General features: G+C 59.5%; 21 protein-coding genes. 6 read left to right on the forward strand and 15 right to left on the reverse strand.

Going from position 1 to position 18,216, the window contains the following annotated elements:
• The first annotated feature begins 86 nt into the window (after positions 1–86).
• The 4 genes from ACIPR4_RS00360 to sucB all read left to right on the forward strand — a co-directional run bounded on the left by ACIPR4_RS00360 (position 87) and on the right by sucB (position 3,588).
• Positions 87–329 (forward strand): DUF2191 domain-containing protein, encoded by a 243-nt coding sequence (locus ACIPR4_RS00360; protein ID WP_013566645.1) that lies wholly within the window; start codon positions 87–89, stop codon positions 327–329.
• Entirely contained in the window at positions 326–763 is a 438-nt protein-coding gene (locus ACIPR4_RS00365) for a TA system VapC family ribonuclease toxin (RefSeq protein WP_013566646.1), read from the forward strand. Before ACIPR4_RS00360 ends, ACIPR4_RS00365 begins: the two co-directional genes overlap by 4 nt.
• The gene (lipB, locus tag ACIPR4_RS00370) at positions 760–1,494 is read left to right on the forward strand and encodes a lipoyl(octanoyl) transferase LipB (protein WP_013566647.1); all 735 of its coding nucleotides are present in this window, start codon (positions 760–762) and stop codon (positions 1,492–1,494) included. The genes ACIPR4_RS00365 and lipB overlap by 4 nt, the downstream gene beginning before the upstream one ends.
• Positions 1,495–1,602: 108 nt before the next feature.
• Complete coding sequence (gene sucB, locus ACIPR4_RS00375) at positions 1,603–3,588, forward strand: 2-oxoglutarate dehydrogenase, E2 component, dihydrolipoamide succinyltransferase (protein WP_013566648.1); 1,986 nt, start codon at positions 1,603–1,605, stop codon at positions 3,586–3,588.
• Between the two features lie 103 nt (positions 3,589–3,691).
• Here the strand turns inward: sucB and ACIPR4_RS00380 are convergent, their stop codons facing one another.
• From ACIPR4_RS00380 to ACIPR4_RS00390, 3 genes are read right to left on the reverse strand one after another with little or no spacing between them, the layout of a single operon-like run.
• Positions 3,692–4,390: a hypothetical protein gene (locus ACIPR4_RS00380; RefSeq protein ID WP_013566649.1), complete on the reverse strand. Its 699-nt coding sequence runs from the start codon at positions 4,388–4,390 to the stop codon at positions 3,692–3,694.
• Positions 4,387–4,902: a hypothetical protein gene (locus ACIPR4_RS00385; RefSeq protein ID WP_013566650.1), complete on the reverse strand. Its 516-nt coding sequence runs from the start codon at positions 4,900–4,902 to the stop codon at positions 4,387–4,389. The genes ACIPR4_RS00380 and ACIPR4_RS00385 overlap by 4 nt, the downstream gene beginning before the upstream one ends.
• Positions 4,892–5,212 carry a hypothetical protein gene (locus ACIPR4_RS00390; RefSeq protein ID WP_144312256.1) on the reverse strand — a complete coding sequence of 107 codons (321 nt, stop codon included), beginning with the start codon at positions 5,210–5,212 and terminating at the stop codon, positions 4,892–4,894. The genes ACIPR4_RS00385 and ACIPR4_RS00390 overlap by 11 nt, the downstream gene beginning before the upstream one ends.
• Before the next feature lie 491 nt (positions 5,213–5,703).
• On the opposite strand from ACIPR4_RS00390, the gene ACIPR4_RS00395 reads away from it, so the two are divergent.
• Positions 5,704–6,756, forward strand: coding sequence for a hypothetical protein (locus ACIPR4_RS00395; protein WP_013566652.1), 1,053 nt, complete (start codon positions 5,704–5,706; stop codon positions 6,754–6,756).
• A 297-nt stretch (positions 6,757–7,053) separates the two neighbouring features.
• Here ACIPR4_RS00395 and purK read toward each other — a convergent pair whose 3' ends face one another.
• Positions 7,054–8,214: a 5-(carboxyamino)imidazole ribonucleotide synthase gene (gene purK, locus ACIPR4_RS00400; RefSeq protein WP_013566653.1), complete on the reverse strand. Its 1,161-nt coding sequence runs from the start codon at positions 8,212–8,214 to the stop codon at positions 7,054–7,056.
• The gene (gene purE / locus ACIPR4_RS00405) at positions 8,211–8,711 is read right to left on the reverse strand and encodes a 5-(carboxyamino)imidazole ribonucleotide mutase (protein ID WP_013566654.1); all 501 of its coding nucleotides are present in this window, start codon (positions 8,709–8,711) and stop codon (positions 8,211–8,213) included. Before purE ends, purK begins: the two co-directional genes overlap by 4 nt.
• Before the next feature lie 254 nt (positions 8,712–8,965).
• Here purE and ACIPR4_RS00410 point away from each other — a divergent pair, with 254 nt between their 5' ends.
• The gene (locus ACIPR4_RS00410) at positions 8,966–10,045 is read left to right on the forward strand and encodes an IS30 family transposase (RefSeq protein WP_013566655.1); all 1,080 of its coding nucleotides are present in this window, start codon (positions 8,966–8,968) and stop codon (positions 10,043–10,045) included.
• Positions 10,046–10,343: 298 nt separating this feature from the next.
• On the opposite strand, the gene ACIPR4_RS00415 is transcribed toward ACIPR4_RS00410, so the two are convergent.
• The 10 genes from ACIPR4_RS00415 to ACIPR4_RS00460 all read right to left on the reverse strand — a co-directional run bounded on the left by ACIPR4_RS00415 (position 10,344) and on the right by ACIPR4_RS00460 (position 18,196).
• Positions 10,344–10,601, reverse strand: coding sequence for a hypothetical protein (locus tag ACIPR4_RS00415; RefSeq protein WP_013566657.1), 258 nt, complete (start codon positions 10,599–10,601; stop codon positions 10,344–10,346).
• Between the two features lie 24 nt (positions 10,602–10,625).
• Positions 10,626–10,841, reverse strand: a complete 216-nt coding sequence (locus ACIPR4_RS00420; RefSeq protein ID WP_013566658.1) for a hypothetical protein — start codon at positions 10,839–10,841, stop codon at positions 10,626–10,628.
• Between the two features lie 9 nt (positions 10,842–10,850).
• Positions 10,851–13,163, reverse strand: a complete 2,313-nt coding sequence (locus ACIPR4_RS00425; protein ID WP_013566659.1) for a hypothetical protein — start codon at positions 13,161–13,163, stop codon at positions 10,851–10,853.
• A gap of 9 nt (positions 13,164–13,172) precedes the next feature.
• The gene (locus ACIPR4_RS00430; protein WP_013566660.1) at positions 13,173–13,793 is read right to left on the reverse strand and encodes a hypothetical protein; all 621 of its coding nucleotides are present in this window, start codon (positions 13,791–13,793) and stop codon (positions 13,173–13,175) included.
• Positions 13,794–14,006: 213 nt separating this feature from the next.
• On the reverse strand, positions 14,007–14,474 hold the full coding sequence (locus ACIPR4_RS00435; protein WP_013566661.1) for a hypothetical protein: 468 nt from the start codon (positions 14,472–14,474) through the stop codon (positions 14,007–14,009).
• A gap of 307 nt (positions 14,475–14,781) precedes the next feature.
• Positions 14,782–15,159, reverse strand: a complete 378-nt coding sequence (locus tag ACIPR4_RS00440) for a hypothetical protein (protein WP_013566662.1) — start codon at positions 15,157–15,159, stop codon at positions 14,782–14,784.
• Positions 15,156–15,776 (reverse strand): hypothetical protein, encoded by a 621-nt coding sequence (locus ACIPR4_RS00445; protein WP_013566663.1) that lies wholly within the window; start codon positions 15,774–15,776, stop codon positions 15,156–15,158. The genes ACIPR4_RS00440 and ACIPR4_RS00445 overlap by 4 nt, the downstream gene beginning before the upstream one ends.
• 302 nt (positions 15,777–16,078) lie before the next feature.
• On the reverse strand, positions 16,079–17,041 hold the full coding sequence (locus ACIPR4_RS00450; protein ID WP_013566664.1) for a hypothetical protein: 963 nt from the start codon (positions 17,039–17,041) through the stop codon (positions 16,079–16,081).
• A 337-nt stretch (positions 17,042–17,378) separates the two neighbouring features.
• Positions 17,379–17,654 carry a hypothetical protein gene (locus ACIPR4_RS00455; protein ID WP_013566665.1) on the reverse strand — a complete coding sequence of 92 codons (276 nt, stop codon included), beginning with the start codon at positions 17,652–17,654 and terminating at the stop codon, positions 17,379–17,381.
• The gene (locus tag ACIPR4_RS00460) at positions 17,645–18,196 is read right to left on the reverse strand and encodes a hypothetical protein (protein ID WP_013566666.1); all 552 of its coding nucleotides are present in this window, start codon (positions 18,194–18,196) and stop codon (positions 17,645–17,647) included. The genes ACIPR4_RS00455 and ACIPR4_RS00460 overlap by 10 nt, the downstream gene beginning before the upstream one ends.
• Positions 18,197–18,216 lie beyond the last annotated feature (20 nt).

Consider the following 18,216-nt stretch of genomic DNA (forward strand, 5'->3'; position numbering starts at 1 on the left):
CAGCTCAAGGCTCACTTCGAAGAGCGCGCCCTACCCCAAACGAGCAATCTTTGACATCTTGATGCTTTCGATGAAAGCATCAAGATGTGCGTACTACCCTGACCATAGACGACGATGTAGCAGCGCTCCTGAAAAGAGAGATGCGCCGTTCCGGCGAACCCATGAAGCAGGCCATCAATCGATGCCTGCGCACAGCGCTTGCCGTTAAGTCCACAGAACCAGCACCGAAGTTCAAAGTACAGTCGCGAAAGTTGGGATTGCTCCCGGGCATGAGTTACGACAATCTTGAAGCGGTACTCGACCAGCTGGATCGGGAATCGCAGAAGTGATCCTGCTCGACGCAAATCTCCTGATCTACGCCTACGACGAGGCAGCGCCGCATCACAAACGCTCCAGCAAATGGATCGAACGCATCTTCTCCTCGCGCGAGCCGGTCCTGATCCCGGTCGCCGCCATCATGGCCTTCCTTCGCATCATGACGCATCAAGCCCTTCCAGGGCCTCGCTTCTCCATGGAAGAGGGAATCGGCATCGTCGACGAATGGTTTAGTCTCAGCCATGTTTCCATTGCAATCACGGGCAACGAGCACTGGAACTATCTCCGTCAGACCCTCACGGATGGACAGGCGCGTTCCTCTTTGGTGACGGACTCGCATCTGGCGGCGCTGGCGATCGAAAACGGCGCGACCCTCTGCAGCGTTGACCGCGACTTCGCCCGCTTCCCAGGCCTGCGCTGGGTTGATCCACTCACAGAGACCTCATGATCCTCAACCTCCTCCAGCTCGGCCGCATCCCCTACACCGAAGGCATCCGTGTCATGAACGAGGTCGTCGCCCTGCGCAAGCAGCAGCAGATCGGCGACACGCTTCTCCTCCTCGAACATCCGCCCGTCCTCACCCTCGGCCGCAACTCCACACGCGCCAACATCCTTGCCAGTGACGAGCTTCTTGCGGCCAAAGGCGCGGAGATTCATGAGATCAACCGCGGCGGGGACGTGACGTATCACGGCCCCGGCCAGCTCGTCGGCTATCCCATCTTCGATCTCCGCGGAGACGACCTCCCCGGCAAAAAAGGCCCGCACCTCGGCCCGGTCGACTTTGTTCGCCTCATGGAAGAGGCCCTCATCCGCACCTGCTCCGACTTCGGCGTCCTCGCGCAACGCATCTGCAAGCGCACCGGCGTCTGGACCATGGCCGGGCCTTCGATTCAGGAGAAAAAGATCGCCGCCATCGGCATCCACGTCTCGCAGGCCGTCACCTCGCACGGCTTCGCGCTCAACGTCACCACCGACCTCCGCGACTTCGAGTGGATCGTCCCCTGCGGCATCACCGACCGCCAGGTCACCAGCCTGGAGCTTGAGGTCGCAGAAGAATTTCCCCTCAGACCTACTTTGGCAAATGCGTCCAACTCCATCGCCAGCCGCTTCGGCCACGTCTTTAACCGCCAGATTCTTCAAGTGGAGACACTCGACCAGCTTCTAGGCCAGACCGCCTAAGCCGCTCACCGATAACCGCGCAGGCATGCCAGCTATCTTCTATGCACTCTATAATCTTGAGTGCGAACGCGCGTTCTTTTGCGCCCCTAAAAGGAAAAGGATCCCTTCATGCCTACCAACGTCGTCATGCCCCAGATGGGCGAGTCCATCACCGAAGGCACACTCACCAAATGGCTCAAGCAGGTCGGCGACACCGTCGCGCGCGATGAACCCATCTTTGAAATCTCCACGGACAAGGTCGACGCCGAGATTCCGTCCCCCATCGCCGGTAAGCTCATGGAAATCAAGGTGCAGGAAGGCGCAACGGTAGAGGTCAACACCGTCGTCGCCGTGATGGCAGAAGAGGGCTCTGCTGCCACCAGCGCTCCGGCAGCCGCCTCAAGCGCCACAGGAAGCGCCACCCCCGGCGTTCCCGTTCCCGCCGCACCTCCGGCAGATGCGCAGAAGGATGCCACTCCCGCAGCTCCAGCCGCTGCTCCCGCAGCCGCCGCGAACACCGACGTCCCCATGCCGCAGATGGGCGAATCCATCACCGAAGGCACCATTACCAAGTGGCTCAAGAAGGTTGGCGACACCGTCCAGCGCGACGAGCCTCTCTTCGAGATCTCCACGGATAAGGTCGATGCCGAAATCCCTTCGCCCGTCGCCGGAACGCTCGTAGAGATCAAGGCCACCGAAGGCCAGACCGTCGCCGTCAATAGCATCGTCGCCGTCATCGGCGGAGCCGCAGGCGCCGCCACCTCCACGCCAGCCGCCGCACCGCAGGCCGATGGGGCCTCCACTCCCGCAGCGGCGCCAGCGCAGGACGGCGGATCGACCGAAGTCGTCATGCCGCAGATGGGCGAATCCATCACCGAAGGCACCATCACCAAGTGGCTCAAGAAGGTTGGCGACACCGTCCAGCGCGACGAGCCCATCTTTGAGATCTCCACGGACAAGGTCGACGCCGAGATCCCTTCGCCCGTCGCCGGAACCCTCACCGAAATCAAGGCCGCCGAAGGCACCACGGTCGCCATCAACACCGTCGTCGCCATCATCGGTGGCGCGGCTGGATCCGCTCCCGCCGCCAAGCCCGCCGCCGCTGCACCCACGCAGGCGCCAGCTGCTCCCGGAGATCCAAAACCTGCCGCACCGGCAGCTTCGGCAAGCGTTGGCGAAACACCGCGCTCTTCGCCGCTCGTCCGCAAGATCGCCAAGGAGAACGCCGTCGATCTTCACCAGGTTCCCGGCACCGGCCCCGCAGGCCGCATCACCAAGACAGACATCCTCGGCCACCTGCAGAATCCTGCCGCAGCCGCCAAGCCTGCCGCAGCCGCACCAGTAGCCGCCGCTGCACCTGTAGCAGCACCGGCCAAGCCAGCCGCACCGGCAGCCGCCCAGCCGCAGCCGGGCGAACTCGTTCCCATGACCAAGATGCGCAGCATCATCGCGCAGCGCATGATCGAGTCGAAGCACACCAACGCGCACGTCCACACCGTCTTCAAGGTGGACATGACGCGCATCGCCCGCATCCGCGACAAGGAGAAGAACAAGTACGAGCAGCGCAACGGCGTCAAGCTCACGTACATGCCCTTCATTACGCGCGCCGCAGTCGTCGCGCTCTCGAAGCACCCCATCGTGAACTCGGCGATCGAGGGCGGAAACGCGATCCGCTACAACAAGAACATCAACATCGGTATCGCCGTCGCTCTGGACTGGGGACTGATCGTGCCCGTCCTCAAGCAGACCGAGGAGAAGAATTTCCTCGGCATCGCGCGCGGCATCGTCGATCTCGCCAACCGCGCACGCAACAAGAAGCTCGCTCCGGACGATGTCTCTGGCGGCACCTTCACGCTGACCAACTCCGGCATCTTCGGCGAACAGTTCGGAACGCCCATCATCGCGCAGCCGCAGTCGGCTATCCTCGGCATCGGCGGGCTTAACAAAGAGCCCCTCGTGATCCAGGACCAGGACGGCGGAGACGTCATCGCCATCCGCTACATCCAGCGCTTCACGCTCGGCTTCGATCACCGCATCATCGACGGCTCCGACGCAGGCAAGTTCATGACCGATTTCAAAAACGTCCTCGAAAACTGGTCGGAAGACATCGGCTAGTCCTGCGCGGACGGCGAATCGCTCCGCGTGGTTTAAATCAAAAAGGGCGGCGGACTCGATGAGAGTCTGCTGCCCTTTTGTGTAGGTAAATTAAACTGCGATCTCAATCTGAAGATGCCTCAAGATCCAGAATTGGAATACTAACCTCTTCAGGCTGCGCCGACTCGGTTGCGGTTTCATCTTCTAACTTTTCAGACTTGCTGATGGTGAGGAGCACGGGCTTACAAATGATTTCGCGAATGATCAAATCGGTAAGAAGTCTGGAAGTACCCGCAGCACGGGCAAGAATGGCCGTATCAGAGGTCATCGCAACAACGTGCTCCCCCAATTCGATATGGCCAGCATCGCAAGCTAATAAAACAGCCTGGACACAGAGACTCATGCTCCCGCAAAACATGTTCAACGCGTTTCCAAGTAGGCTGAAGTCTTGTCCAAGAAGCCCATGACCTTCATGGTGAGCCTTAACAGGGGCAAACGGAAGATGGGCTCGTACAATCGGAATACCGCGGTTGGTTAATGAGGCCGCCGTTTCAGGGGAAATTAAATGGTCTTGGGGACTACCTGCAGGCAAAGTTGTGTTGCTGGGAAAGGTTACAGCGATAATCTTTAGATTTGCGTAGCGCTCATTGCTATCTATTGCTTCAAGTGCTTTTCGGACACCCAAGCCCGCAGATGTAAAGATTACGACCTTTTCCGCGCTATGCGCTGCAGCGGACTCAAGAGCAGCATTGAGGCAGCTCTCAAGATTTTCTCTACCTTCGCGCAGAAAATATTCAGTGGGATAGGTGTATGTATTTTTCATGAGGAGCGCTCCACTGTAAAGCCCAGAATATCGATTAAGGGAACATTGCCTTGGCGATGAGCTATGACTGCTCGCACGAATTTGAAGGGCTCTAAAGTGCCAAAATCAAGTCCGGTCAACCTATCCTCGGGGATATGGTTCTCTCCGTTGTAGTGAGCGTGGCGACCATTACGTGTATCGATATCGATGCGGAGGTCGACTTCTCGCCGGAACTTGGGAAAACCATCAGTATCGCGATTTCTATTGCATGGGCCGTAGTGATAACGGAACTCGCTCAATGCCCCTTTACCGCTGTTTGGTTTTGGCAATTCTCTGAAATACTCGCCCACACGGACGTATCTATCGTTCTCAAAGATAATTGCAAAATCCGAATTCCAAGGCGCCACATCATCTGCACTGGTGGGGTCGCAAAATGGCCCAACGACAGTCCAGCCCGGATCAAGAGGGAGAGCATTGCACTCACTGATGAACCAGGCTGCGTATTCTTGATAGGAACAGTTGTCAGGCCGCAAGCTTTTCAAGCTTCGCAGGGGAATTAGTCAACGCTACCGGCGCAGACCTTTTCAATTTATAAACGCCAGCGAATGGGTCGCTCGCTGCGGCACGCGCACGAGTTGCATCAGCTTTTTCGTCCTCAAGGCGGAGAAGAGTCTCACGTTGAGCGGACAGCGTCACCCATTTCAAAGCGTCAAACTCGTCCATCTCTTCAGACAGCAAAGCATCGTAACGGCCATTCGGCAAACCATATGACACAGCGAGTTCATTCATCCCTGCAATCACTTCACTGATCGAACCTGAACGACGTCTTTTCATCAACATCACAAATACTCCTTCTTACAACTCTTCTGAAACTCGACGCTTAAATGCGTAGGTCTCTAGGAGCTTCTTTACTTCCACGTCACCAGCATACCGTGACGCCATGGTGAAGCTATAAATTTTAGACAGGAATCAACGGTAAACGGATGCACGTGTCACATATGTACGTCATTGTTTCTACCGTAAATATCGGCCACGAAGCAATGTTTAGTTAGTGTTAGCGACAGAGTAGACAAGCTTTGCTTAGAAATTACACTGCGCTAGATGCAGGCATGCGTACCATAAATCAAGCCTGATTTTTGGAGGTCTCATCAGGTATAGCCAATCAAATGAATAACTTGACCAAAAATTAGCTTTCGTCTAGGGGCCTCTCCAAGGCCGCACCCACACTCACCCTCAACGGCACTTAAGTGCCCCATCTTCCGACCTCTAAGTCCCTCAGCTTCCTCCTGTTAATGCCACCGAAACCTTCACAACGAAAAGCGGCCAGATCCCTCATGGATCCTGCCATTTTTTCGTTGGCGCTCCTCTCGGATTCGCTGCTAAGCTGCTACGGATTGGTGGTACTCAATTCCGTGCGCCTCAGGGTGGATATGCAGATTGCGGAGCGGATCAAAGACTTTTTCTCAGGCAAATCGACCTGGCAGGCCTTCGTCGCCGTGGCCGCCGCCTTCGTGGCGTTTCTAGGAATCGCCTTCAAATATTTCGACTTCGACAAATCCCTCGCGCTCTGGCTTTCGCATGTCGTCTCCACGGATCAGACAACGCATGAACCGTCCGTAAAGACGTGGTTCCTGCTCATCCTGGCACTCCTGTTGCTCGGTGCATTGGGTGCGCTCCTCAGTCTGGTTTTTGCGCTCAAGCTTTACTTCACCCAGGCCGTGAGCGAGCGGGGTTTCGATGAGCTGATGGTCGCCGTCCGGCAGATCCGTGACCAGGGCAAGCAGACCAAGGTTAAAGCATGGGAATCCCTCAGCTTTCGCTACCTCATCGACAAGGACTTCTCCGGAAGTCTCACGCGTAATTCGGTGATGAAGGCGGTCACCGCGCCGGTGCATTTCTGGGAGAGCGTTACCACAGCGGCGGATGAGGCCGATGCCGCAAGCTCGCTCAGCGCCCTCCAGTACAAGGTGCGCGACCTCAGTTCTCCCGGCTGCAACATCGTCTATCTGCCTTCGGAGAACGAAAAGCGCCGCAAACGGGCGTGCCTCTTCTTCCTACCCCCGATCCAGCCAGGAGAGAAGCGGAAGTTTGAGATCACCTTTCAGTGGCCGGGTCTTTTTCGCAGGCTCAAAAGCGTCTCAGAAGATATTGAATTTTCGGCACTTACGCAGGAGGAACTGCCCCTGTATCGCCTGGAAGTCTATCTCCAGGAGGGAACAGGCCATCGTCTGGACTGCCAGATTACCGGACCGTATCACGTAACCCAGAAACTCACAGCCTCTCCGTACGATGACGGAAGAGGCTGGAGGGGATATGGATATATCTATGAGGTAACGAACATTCCTGCCGGTCAGGCAAAGTTCATACTCAATACAAGGCTAGTCTGAGGCTAACGAGCTAGCCTTCAACACCATCATTCTCACGAATTCGCATGCTGTAGCTTCTCCTACTAAGACTCTCTAAGGAAAACACTCCCCAGAGGTCGAAGTCAATAGGTTCGATGCGATGCAGTATAAAAAGTTTCACTCCAGAGAATACGCAGAAATACCCTTTTTTGTGCCCCATTCTTTCGCGGCTTTTTGCGAAAGGGTGGGGTCGCGCAGAGCGCACAAACCGGATCTCTGAGGAAACAAAGCAGATCCCTTCGCTACGCTACGGGATGACAACAGGGCGGAAGGGGACGACTAAAGCCGCCCCTTAGCCTCCAAAACCCTCTCCAAAGCCTCGCCCGCACTCGCCCCAACCGCACTTAAATGCCCCATTTTCCGTCCTCTACGTGGTGTCAGCTTTTCATAAAGATGCAGCCGCACCCCAGGCACCGCGAGGGCCTCATCGAACTTCGGCTCGCGCGCTTCGCCGCTCTCATCCAGCCAGACCTCGCCCAGCAGATTCGCGATGGCCGTCGGCTGCACCAAACTCACATCGCCCAGCGGCAGATCGCACACCGCGCGAATCGCCTGCTCAAACTGCCCCGTCACACAGGCCCGCTCGCTGCCGTGATAGCTGTTGTGCGGTCGCGGCGCAAGCTCGTTGACTAACAGTTCACCCTCTTCGGTCAAAAAGATCTCGACCGCAAGCAGACCCTCCAGGTTGAAGGCGTCGGCGATCTCGCCCGCAATCTTCCGCGCGCGCGCTTCAATCTCTGTTGAAATTCCTGCCGGGATGACGCTCCACTCCAGGATCTGGTGCTCGTGATGGTTCTCCGCTGCGGGAAACACCGTGACTTCGCCACGCGGAGAACGCGCCACCATCACGGAGATCTCCTGCTTCAGAGCCAGGGCCTGCTCCGCAACGCAGGGCCCGCCGCGCAGATCGTCCCATGCCTCGGTGATCTCGTCTTCGGCGGTCGCGCCCGCGGCAAACCCGATCTTCGCCTGTCCGCGCCCGTCGTATCCGCCCATCGCGCTCTTCACGAAACACTTGCCGCCCAACGCCTCGACGGCTTCGCGCAACTGCTCCAGCGTGCGGCAGACACGGTATCGGCCCACGGGAAATCCGTTCCGCAGCAGCCAGTCTTTCTGTTCGGTCCTGTCCTGAATGATCGCCAGCATCGCCGATCCCGGCCGCACCGGGGCAAACTTTGCCGCAGCGTCCAGACTGGCGATCAGTACCTGCTCAATCTCCAGCGTCACCACGGCGCACTCACGCGCCAGGTTCGCCGCGGCCCATGTGTCCTTCCATCCCGCTTCGATCAACTCGTCTACTACATATCCCGCAGGACATGCGGGGTCGGGATCGAGCACGTGGACCTTGTACCCCATAGCGCGCGCAGCCATCGCCATCATCCGGCCAAGCTGTCCACCGCCAAAGATTCCAATCGTAGCGCCAGGAAGAATCGCGCTCACTCCGCAGACTCCGGCGGCAGAGTCTCTGCCATGACCTGTTCCGCGCGCGCATCCCGCCACGCTTGCAGCTTGTCTCCAAGCGCAGCATCTTCCACCGCCAGCATCGCAATCGCCAGCAGAGCGGCGTTCGCAGCGCCGGAGCGACCAATCGCCATCGTGCCGACGGGCACGCCCTTCGGCATCTGCACGATCGAAAGCAGGGCATCCATTCCCTGCAGCGCCGTTGCGGGAACCGGCACACCCAGCACCGGAATAATCGTCTTCGCCGCCAGCATGCCCGGCAGATGCGCCGCGCCGCCGGCACCGGCGATGATTACCTTCAAACCACGGCCCCGCGCCGACGCCGCATATTGAAACAACAGGTCCGGAGTGCGATGTGCCGAAACGACCTTCGCTTCATGCGGCACGCCAAACTCCTCCAACAGAGCCACAGTCTCGCGCATCACGGCGTAATCACTGCTGCTTCCCATCACCACACCGATCAACGGCTTTTGCATAGACAACGATTATAAGTGGGAGTGGTTCTTGCCACGTTAATCCTCAAAGGAAACCCCAGAACCGGGTGCCCCATACATCGCAGCTTTATCGCGATGTGTGGGTAATGCGCGAAGCGCATTCCTTGGATCTCCACCAAGATCAGGTTTGTGCGCTCCGCCCGACACAAAAGCTCTTTTGTCATCCCGCAGCGAAGTGGAGAGATCTGGCTGGTCTCAAGATCCAAGTGCAACATTTCTGGATAGGAGTGTTGTATATGGGGAATTGTTATGTTCAGCTGGATGATTTTGAGCGTGTTGTGATTCAGAGTCAGCTTCAGATGGGTTGGAGACCAGCGTCGATCGCCGCCGGTCTGCAGCGTTCGCGATCGACGGTGACGCGGGAGCTGCGCCGCAACGGCTGGAAGCGGTCTTGCGAGAGCAGTGCGCAGAGCCGTCGCTGGGGCAACGGCGGCTACGTGGCGCGGCGTGCCGGCCAGCGGGCGCGGCAGGCTCATCGCAAGCCCCGCGTGGAGCGGAAGCTGGTGCCGGGCACTCCGTTATGGACCGAAGTTCGCCGGTATCTTCACCAGCGCTTGAGTCCGTTCCAGATCGCGTCCACACTGTCACGTATGCCCGAGCCTGTGCGCATCTCGCACGAGACCATCTACACCGCGCTGTACGCCATGCCGCGCGGCGAGCTGCGCACGGAGCTGCTGCGCCTTCTGCGACGCAAGCGTCCCCAGCGCGGCACACGCGATCCCAACCGCCACCAGCGGCCCTTCGTGGACGGCATGACCCTGATCGACGAGCGGCCCACCGAGGTGGACGAGCGTCTCGTTCCCGGCCACTGGGAGGGCGACCTCATCAAGGGCAGGATGAACCGCTCCCGCGTCGGCACCCTGGTCGAGCGCACCACGCTCTTCCTCGCCCTGGTCAAGCTCGAGGACGGTCGCGCCGAGACCACCGCCAACGCCTTCGCCACCATCCTCAACCGCTTCCAGAGCCCCATGCGCCTCACCCTCACCTACGACCAGGGAAGGGAGATGGCCCAGCACCGCACCCTCACAGAGAAGTCTGGCGTCAAGGTCTACTTCGCCCATCCCCACAGCCCATGGGAAAGAGGCATCAACGAAAACACCAACGGCCTGGTCCGCGAATACCTCCCCAAGGGACAGGACCTCAGCGTCTACTCCCAGCAGCAACTCGACGAAATCGCCATGCAGCTCAACGCAAGAATCAGAAAATCCCTCGGAAACAAAGCCCCAGCTGAACTCTTCCTACCACAAGGTGACTTCGACTTCGTACACTTCTGGCAAAACCCAGATAAAGTAAAAAACGTTGCACTTGGAACATGAATCCACCCCGCTTTTGTCCTCGCGCGAAGCGCGATCTGATGTGCCTTGGGCACATAGCAAAAGCAGATTTCTCCGCTCCCTTCGCTTCGCTCCGGTCGGTCGAAATGACGGTGGCTGGTGCGCAAAAGTGCTGCCTTTTCGAAAGGCGTGAGCGTCATCCTTCCCGCGTGGAAGGCGGCGAACCTAAACCTCCCTCGAAGCCCCGCGCTACGAGTAGATTTTTGGCCACGAAGTCCGTCATCTCGAACCCATAATTTTCGTCATCTCGACCGAAGCGGAGAGACCTGCTTCTCAACTTTTACGACTTAGCCCACAAACTCGCATTCAAACACTCCACGACCCCATCGATCACCATCCCCAACCCCTTCGTGAACTTGCCGCTATCCACAATCGTCTTCGAAGCCACGGCATCCACCACATTGATCGCAGAACTCGCAATCGACAGCGCCGCATCCTTCTTCTGCGGCCCGGTCTTCGCTCCGAAGATCGCTTCAATCCCCTGGATCAGGCTCGGCAGCAGCGCCAGCCCACGTAAAAACAGCTTCAGAAAATTCATCTCTTCCTCTTTTCTTCCGCGCGCTTAGCGGCGCAGAAAATCAATGGCTACGTGAAACATCGTCAGCAGAATGCCCAGCACGCCGCCCATCCCCTTCAACCGCTGCACTGTTCGTTCGTGCCGCTCGACACGCTCTTCCAGCAGATGCAGACGTCCCGGCTGACCCACACCCAGCAGCGCGTTCATCTGGCTCTTCAATGCACTCAGGTCCGCTAAAACCTGTCCTTCAAAATCAGTCATACTTCCTCCTTATCCCACCGGCACATCCGCATAAATCGCGCTCGAAAAGCGCGAGTACAGCGGGGGTGTCGAACCGTCATACATCCGAATAAAAAACTGCTCCCTCGCCGCGAGGCGCGGAATCTGGAAGCTCCGCACAGGGCTGCGCAGCACCAGGTCGTCGCCGGTGGAGACGCCAAACCCCGCGTCCCTTCGGCGCACTTCAACGCCACCGCCCTCAGGTGGCGCAAGACCGGAGTCGATCTGCAACACCGTAGCGGAGGCACTCACGAGCTTCAGGTCCGGCAGGTTCGCCAGCACGGAAGCCGCTCCCAACGAGGGCAGGCGTGGCACCTCTGTGTCTGCAGGTAGAGCGTTGGACGTCGTCATCGACACGTTCTTCGCCCAGTCGTTGGCAAACTCCATCGTGTATCCAATCCACTCTGGAGCCGCGTTGCCATCGGTCAACGTGACGGCACGCACCATCACTTCGCACGTGCCTTGCGCGGAATAAACCTTCAGCAGATCTCCCGGCCATACATCCGCCACCGCCTGGACTTCATCCGCGGAGCACTTGCCCTGCATCGCCGCGACGCGATCGCTGGAGGTGGCAAGCATCGCCGCCGCGGCGTTCTCGCAATCGGCGCTGCCGCGCGCCACCGGCGACTTCACCTGTCCGACCCACTGCGCAACGCCCGGCAGCCCCGTCGATGCCTCCGCGGCCACGCTCGCAGCATCCTGCAAACGTGCGATGGCCCGTGCAGCCCGGCGATACTTCACCAGCACCTGCTCGCCCGCCGCCGGAATCCTTCCCGGATAGAACGTCAGCAAGCCGCCACTGGAGAGCGATCCATCTAGGCCTTCGCCCACAGCGCCCAGCAGCCTCGTCGCTTCGCTTCCATCCGCATGCCTGCTGACCACCCACGCTGAACCGGTCCGTTCGACGGAGACCGCTGCGACCGACCCAAACATCTGCACCGCATCCACTACCGCAAATCGGCACACCGCAGGCGAAGCGGGGATCGTGCCATCGAAGAGAATGCTTGCCGCCGTGCTCGAAGCCAGCCCCTGGTCGCGCGCCTCGATGACGATGCTCAGGCCGCCATCCACAAGGCCTCCGCCGAACTGGGTCACTGTGCCCGCCACGCGTGCGGAGTACGTCTGCAGCACGCGCAGTGTCTCGTTGCAGTGGACACGCACGCGGAAGGTATATGCATGCCCGGCTGCAATGGGCATCGCCGTTCCGCTTTCCACACCGTTGATGAGGGCGATGGCAACGGTCTGTCCGCTGGTCTGCCGAATGCTCACACCGGCGATGCAGTCGGCCCGCACCGTCTGTCCGCTGTAGAAGGCGCAGAGCACGCCATCGCTTCCTGCATTCAGCAACACACCATCCGCCTCCACCACCAGCGTTCCTGCCATCTCGATGGAGTCGATCAACGCAAGCACCGTCTGCCCGTCGAAGCCATTGCCTCCGCGCATCGTCAGGCCAGCGCCCGTCAGACTCAGAAACGATCCCGGATCGGTGCCCTTCCACACCGTTGTGTCGAAGCTCGCGGAAGAAAAGGTATCGCTCACGATCACGGCATCCGATAGTGCAAAGGGCCTCTCCGCCAGTTGAAACGCCTGTGTGGTTCCATCGCCGCTGAAGACCTCCGTGATGTACGCCGTGCCTTCCATCTCTCCCGCAACCGTTATGTCGTTCACCAGCGTGCGTGCCTGCGCAAACTGCAAATCGCGTAGCGCCGGCGTTCCGTTGCTTTGCGTGAAGTCCACCGTGTTCGTCCCTGCCTGCGCCAGCGACAGAGCGCCATTCAGAACGCGATAGCTTCCATATCCTCCAGCGGCCGCTGCGCCCAGGTTGGCGGAGACCGTCTCTCCGACCTGCGGGTGAAAGACACCTACCGCAGTCGCCAGCGTCGCTCCCGACGTATCGATCATGTTCGATCCGCTGCGCAGCGCCAGCGTGCGCGCCACGTCGCCCACCGTCGAACTCAGCACCGCCCCGTTCTGCGTCACCGGTTGTTGATCCAGAAGCCACTCATCGCTCAACGCTTCCAGGCGAAATGCAGAAGCGTCGGAGCGCGTCGCCACTTCGTCGAAGTCGGGAACAGGTTCGCTCACGAGGTATCCTGTGAAGAGCGCGTTGCCGGCGTCGGTCGTGACGAAGACACGCGCGCGCCGCGCGGGGACCGCCATGCCCAACGGCACGAGGCAGAGTGTGGCTGTGCACTCCGAGATTGCGTTCAGCCTGCGCCGAACCGTGAGCGGTCCCGCAGGCGAAAGGCATGCGCTGTAGTCCAGCACGCCCTGCCCATCCAGATTGTCGATCAGCAATCGCATCTTCCCTCCTTATGTCTGCCGCATCGCCGGGAGATAACTCCGGAAGCAAAGCGCCTGTTCGCCATCCGTTGCGTCCACCACCGGCAACGCGCGAAACCGCGCGGCCAGCCGCCACATCGTCATCGCCCCTGTCAGCGGGACCGCTTCTTCCGCCGCGCCCTCCGCGATCTGCAGACGCGGATAGTGGTAGAGCACGCGGTCTCCCTGCACACCATCCACTACAAACAGTGCGGACCACTCGTGAAAGAAGCTGCCGCCTTCGCGGTCAAGAAAGCCCATGATCTTTGCGACCTTCATGGTGGGGTCGGGCGCGCCCGCAAGCAGAGGCGTGGCCAGCGTGAGTGTGTTCGTAGAGACACTCACCACGCGTCCCACGTTGTAGGTGATGCGGCGTATGTACTGCGAGTCGTTTGCCACTGCGTCTGCGGACTTCACATAGGCACCGCTCACGCCTACACCGACATAGCCTGTTTGTCCCGCGTAGTCCGCATCGACGGCCACAAGATCGCCCGCAGCGAATTCGCTCGCGTCTGTCAAAACAAGCGAAGTTGCCGCACGTGTCGAAGCTGAGAGCGACCTCTGCGCCTGCCTGTTTCCTCGTCTGCCCGCGCACCAGCAAAGGTGCTCCACTTTGCAGCGCTTCTACTTTTGTCTCGCTCGCACGCTTGAAGTCGTGTACCCATCCCAGGTCGATCCATCCTGTAGGTGGCGCGTCGAGAGAGAAGCGTCCCTGAGCGGCTGGATCGAAGGGTGTGGGTGTTCCGTTGTCTCGCCGCACGGGCGCGTAGAAAGCACGCACGCGTTCGCTTGCAGGAGCCGTGCCGGGTATTGCTGTTGGGTTGCTCATAGATCACCCTCCTCGCGATACGCGGAGACGGCGATGATTGCGAGTCGATCTCCATCCTTGGTTGTGGTGCGCGCTTCGGTCTCCTGCCAGAAGAGGTTCGTTTGCAATGTCGTTGCTCCGGTGCTGCTGAAGCTTCGCTTCGCGATGGCGCGCGGTTGCAGGATCGCGTCGAGGTCCAGGTCCATGGCATCGATCTCTCGTCCGCGATCGAGTTCATACGGAGTCGTTCTGTACCGGATCTCGCAGAGTGCTGTGTCGAGAGGCATCGGCTGTTGTAGGTCGGTGGTGCGCTTCGTCCATCGCAGGCGATAGACGCTTTCCGGGGCCTCTGCTGTGGGTAGTTCGTTTTCTTCTACGAGGACTGCGGGTCTGGTCTGTCCGCGGACTACGCAGGTGCGTGTGGGGTTTCGTAGGGCCAGGCGGTCTCGCAGGGCGAGGTAGAACGTGTCTTTTGTGTTTTGCATTTTCTCCTTTCTTATCCGCTCCTTTTGTCAACCCGTAGCGCAGCGGAGGGATCTGTTGTTTCAGAGACCCCATGGATGCGCTATCGCGCATAACCCACACATGCGCGATGAAGCTGCGCATGTATGGGGCACCCGGTCCTGTGGCGCACGCCAAAACTCTGGGTGCCCCGTACATCGCGCTTTTGCGATGTGCGGGAGGGATGCTCCGGGATGACAAAGAAGTTTCCTTTGAAATCAGGTTTGTGCGCTCCGCGCGACCCCACCCTTTCGCGATGAAGCCGCGAAAGAATGGGGCACGTACCGCGTTTCATTTCGCTGGGCTGATTTGCAGGCGGTAGAGGCAGGCTTCGCCGAAACAACTCACGATGTCCACACCGAGAATCGTGAACCAGTCTTCGCCGACGACTATGCCGCCTGTTTCGCTGAGAGAGTTCACGACCGCGTCCACGTCGCTGAGACTCAACGCAGAGTGGACGGTATCCGCTGGCATTTCCACTGTTCCTGCACGCACGATCGCTTCTGCGATGAGCACGTCGGTGAACTGCGGGGCTACTAAGCCCAGTTGAACGGTGTCGCCTCCGGTTGCAACAGCGACAGGGATCTTCAGTGTGACCGCACCCTGTCCAAGAGCGCGCACCGTGGACAGGCCAACGCGCCGCATGGCGGCACCGCGATTCTGTCTCATCCCAGCCTCATGGCTACGAAGGGCTTCAGCAGACGCTTCGTCTCGTCATCCACCAACACGCCGGAGAAGTACTCCATCTGCATCGCGTCCACCTTTGTCCCCTTCACGTTCAAACCCGGAGTGGCCTGTGCGTTCCGCACGATCTGCGCGCAGGCTACTTTTACCGCATCAGGGATCACGCTCCAACCTGCGGTGTAGGTGATCTCCGCTTCGTCGTAGACAAGACCGAAGAGGTGCGGTGCGATGGAGAGTTCGCCTGTCACCGAGACATCGATACTGGTGACGTCGAGATCGCTCCATGTGCCCGGCAGAGCGAAGGCCAAGGCTTCGTCCTGCAACCAGCTTCCGGCGAAGCGGCTCTGCCTGCGTAGATTCAAACGTGCGCGCACTTGCACCAGAGCGCTGGTTGCGGGTGCAACGATGGCGAGCGGTAGATAGCTGAGCCACACACTTGTGCCTCCACGGGCAAAGCGCAGACGCTCTGTATACTGCTGCACCGCGAGTCCTGGCCTACGGCAGAAGCCATCGACCATGGCGGAAGCTGCTGCTACGAGATCGTTGGTTGTGTCTGCGTCCAGGCCGAACTGTTCAAACTCCGCAGCCTGTAAATAATTCATTCTTACCTCCAGAAAAACTGACTTACCGAAAAGAAAAAGCAGATTCCTCCGCTACGCTGCGGAATGACAAAGTGGGTGGATGACAAGTTGGTGGAGGGGGAGAAGCAGATCTCTCCGCTACGCGACGATAGAGCCTGTCGCTTCGGTCGAGATGACGAATGTCTCCTTTGTCCTTCCGTAGCGCGGCGGAGGAATCTGCTGTTGCCGGGTCGAGCTTCGCTCGAAGGATCGCTTCGCGATGACCCCATTCTTTGCGCGATAAACTGCGCAAAGAATGGGGCACATGGCTGACTCGCTCGTCCCTAGCGATTCACCAACACCTGGTAGTGCGCGTAGTTCGCACCCTTCACGACCACGCCGCCGAACTTCACGACGACGTGTTGCGAGGCGAGCGAGCCGGGCGTTCCGAGTTGGAAGACGCGCGGATTCGGATCGGTGAGCCAGTGGTACTCGATCATGTCCTCGGTCACGATGTACGCGGGCAGGACGGCTGTGCCGGAGCCGGGTGTACCGAGCGTCCATTCGGGGATGAGCGGGATCTCGCCTGCCTGCGTGCTGAGCGTCTTCACGCTGACGCCAGCTGCGATCTCTCGTGTGTTGAGTACGACGTTGAACTCGGTCTTCATCTCGCGGTCGATGAGGTCGAGCAGAACGGGGTTCGCGTAGATCGCTGTGGGCCGCACGGCGAAGCTGGAGTTCGCCACCATGAGTGCGATGGTCGATTTGAAGGCATCCACGATGCTTGCGTTGACGGCAACGGTGGTGGTATTTCCGCTGGCGACGATCTGGGCTGCCGCACCGAAGTACTGGGTTGTGGTGGGTGCGCTCAGGCTGGTGTCGTTGCCGTTCCACAGCGCGACATCGTGCGCGCGCATTACGCCTTCGACGGTGTCGGCGAGGTCCTTCGCCTGTAGGTACGCAAACTGGCTCTGCTGCTGGCCGAGTTCGAGGTCGAACAGGTTGTAGTTCAACTGTGCGACGAGGGCCTTGAGCGGAACGCTGCGTTCGACGCGCGTCGGGTTCACGACCGTGGCTACGATGTTGCGCGGATCGACGAAGCCAGCGGTGGGCGTCGGAGAAGGGATGCCGGTCTGCTCGAAGAAGCGCGAGGGGTGGCCGGTGGCCGGGACCTGCTTGATGCGCTGACCGAAGACGCCGCGGCGGCGGACGATGTCTGTGATTTCGGTCTGGTACTGCGGGACTTCGATGGCGCCGGGACCGATGAAGTCTGCGGCGGCGTGGATGTCCTGGAAGGTTGCGGTCATTTTTTCTCTCCTTGAGGGGAAGTTTTGTGCTGTGTGGGTTTTCCTGCAGGGGTGTTTAAAAAGCAGATCCCTCCGCTTCGCTGCGGGATGACAAAGTGTGTGCCGCGGGTGACAAGGGTTGATGGTGCGCGCATCGCGGATGCGCTTCGCGCATTACCCACACATCGCGATGAAGCTGCGATGTGTGGGGCACCCGGCACCCGTACAACCCATGTCCTAAAAGCGGGACATGGGGCACCCGGTTTTGGGTTTCCTTGTGGATCTGGTTTGCGCGCTCTGCGCGACCCCACCCTTTCGCAAAGAACGCGAAAGAATGGGGCACGAACAGATCTCTTGTTTAGCGGAGGAGGCCGGAGCGGAGGAGTTCGCTTTTTACGGCGATGCGTTGTTCTACGCTTAAGCTCGTTAGAGCGAGATCCAGTGCGCTGGCCGTTATCGTTTCCACGGCAGAGACGCCGGGCTTCGTGAGTGTCTGGGTTGATCGTGTTTTGCGGCCTGTCTCTGCCGTGGCTTTCAAGGCGCGGATCTCTGCTTCTGCTGCTTCGAGTCTCAGCTCCAGCGTGTCTTCTACTGTGGCTACAAGGGCCACATCGTTTGTTTCGTTTAATTCCATCGTTGTCCTCCGGCCGCTCTCATGCGGCCTTCTCTTTTTGTTGTTGCCGTCAGACGAAAGCGCGTCGAACGGTAGGCTGCTTTTTCGCGCAGCAAAATTGCCGCTCCGGTGAAGGTCGCTTTCGTGAGCCGCCATACCGGGGCGCGCATGTCTTCCACGTGCGCATCGGCGAGCTCATAGCTCATGCCCAGGACTTCGTTGCCGTGCGCGACCAACTCACGCTCCATCTCGGGGAAGTCGCGGGCGAAGAGGTATCCGCTTACGCGCAGTTCGTTGTTCGCTACATGGGCGGACGTGATGATGCCGCACTTGCGCTGCGCATCATGTCCATCCCAACCTGTTTTGAAATCCACCGCCATACCCAGCAGGGACGGCAGGGCCGCCTCCGCTGCCGCGCGCGTTAACACGACTTTGTGTCCACGCGCTCCTGTGGGCGCTTTGTCGCTGGCTACATCGACGAGCGTCAACACACCCTCGAACGGCCGCCGATTCGGATGCCCTTGCACCACGGGGAACTCTACCGCCATCGCATCCAACCGCATCTCTTCACCCCTTTTCAAAA

Origin of the sequence: Terriglobus saanensis SP1PR4, assembly GCF_000179915.2 — a bacterium.
Taxonomy (GTDB): domain Bacteria; phylum Acidobacteriota; class Terriglobia; order Terriglobales; family Acidobacteriaceae; genus Terriglobus; species Terriglobus saanensis.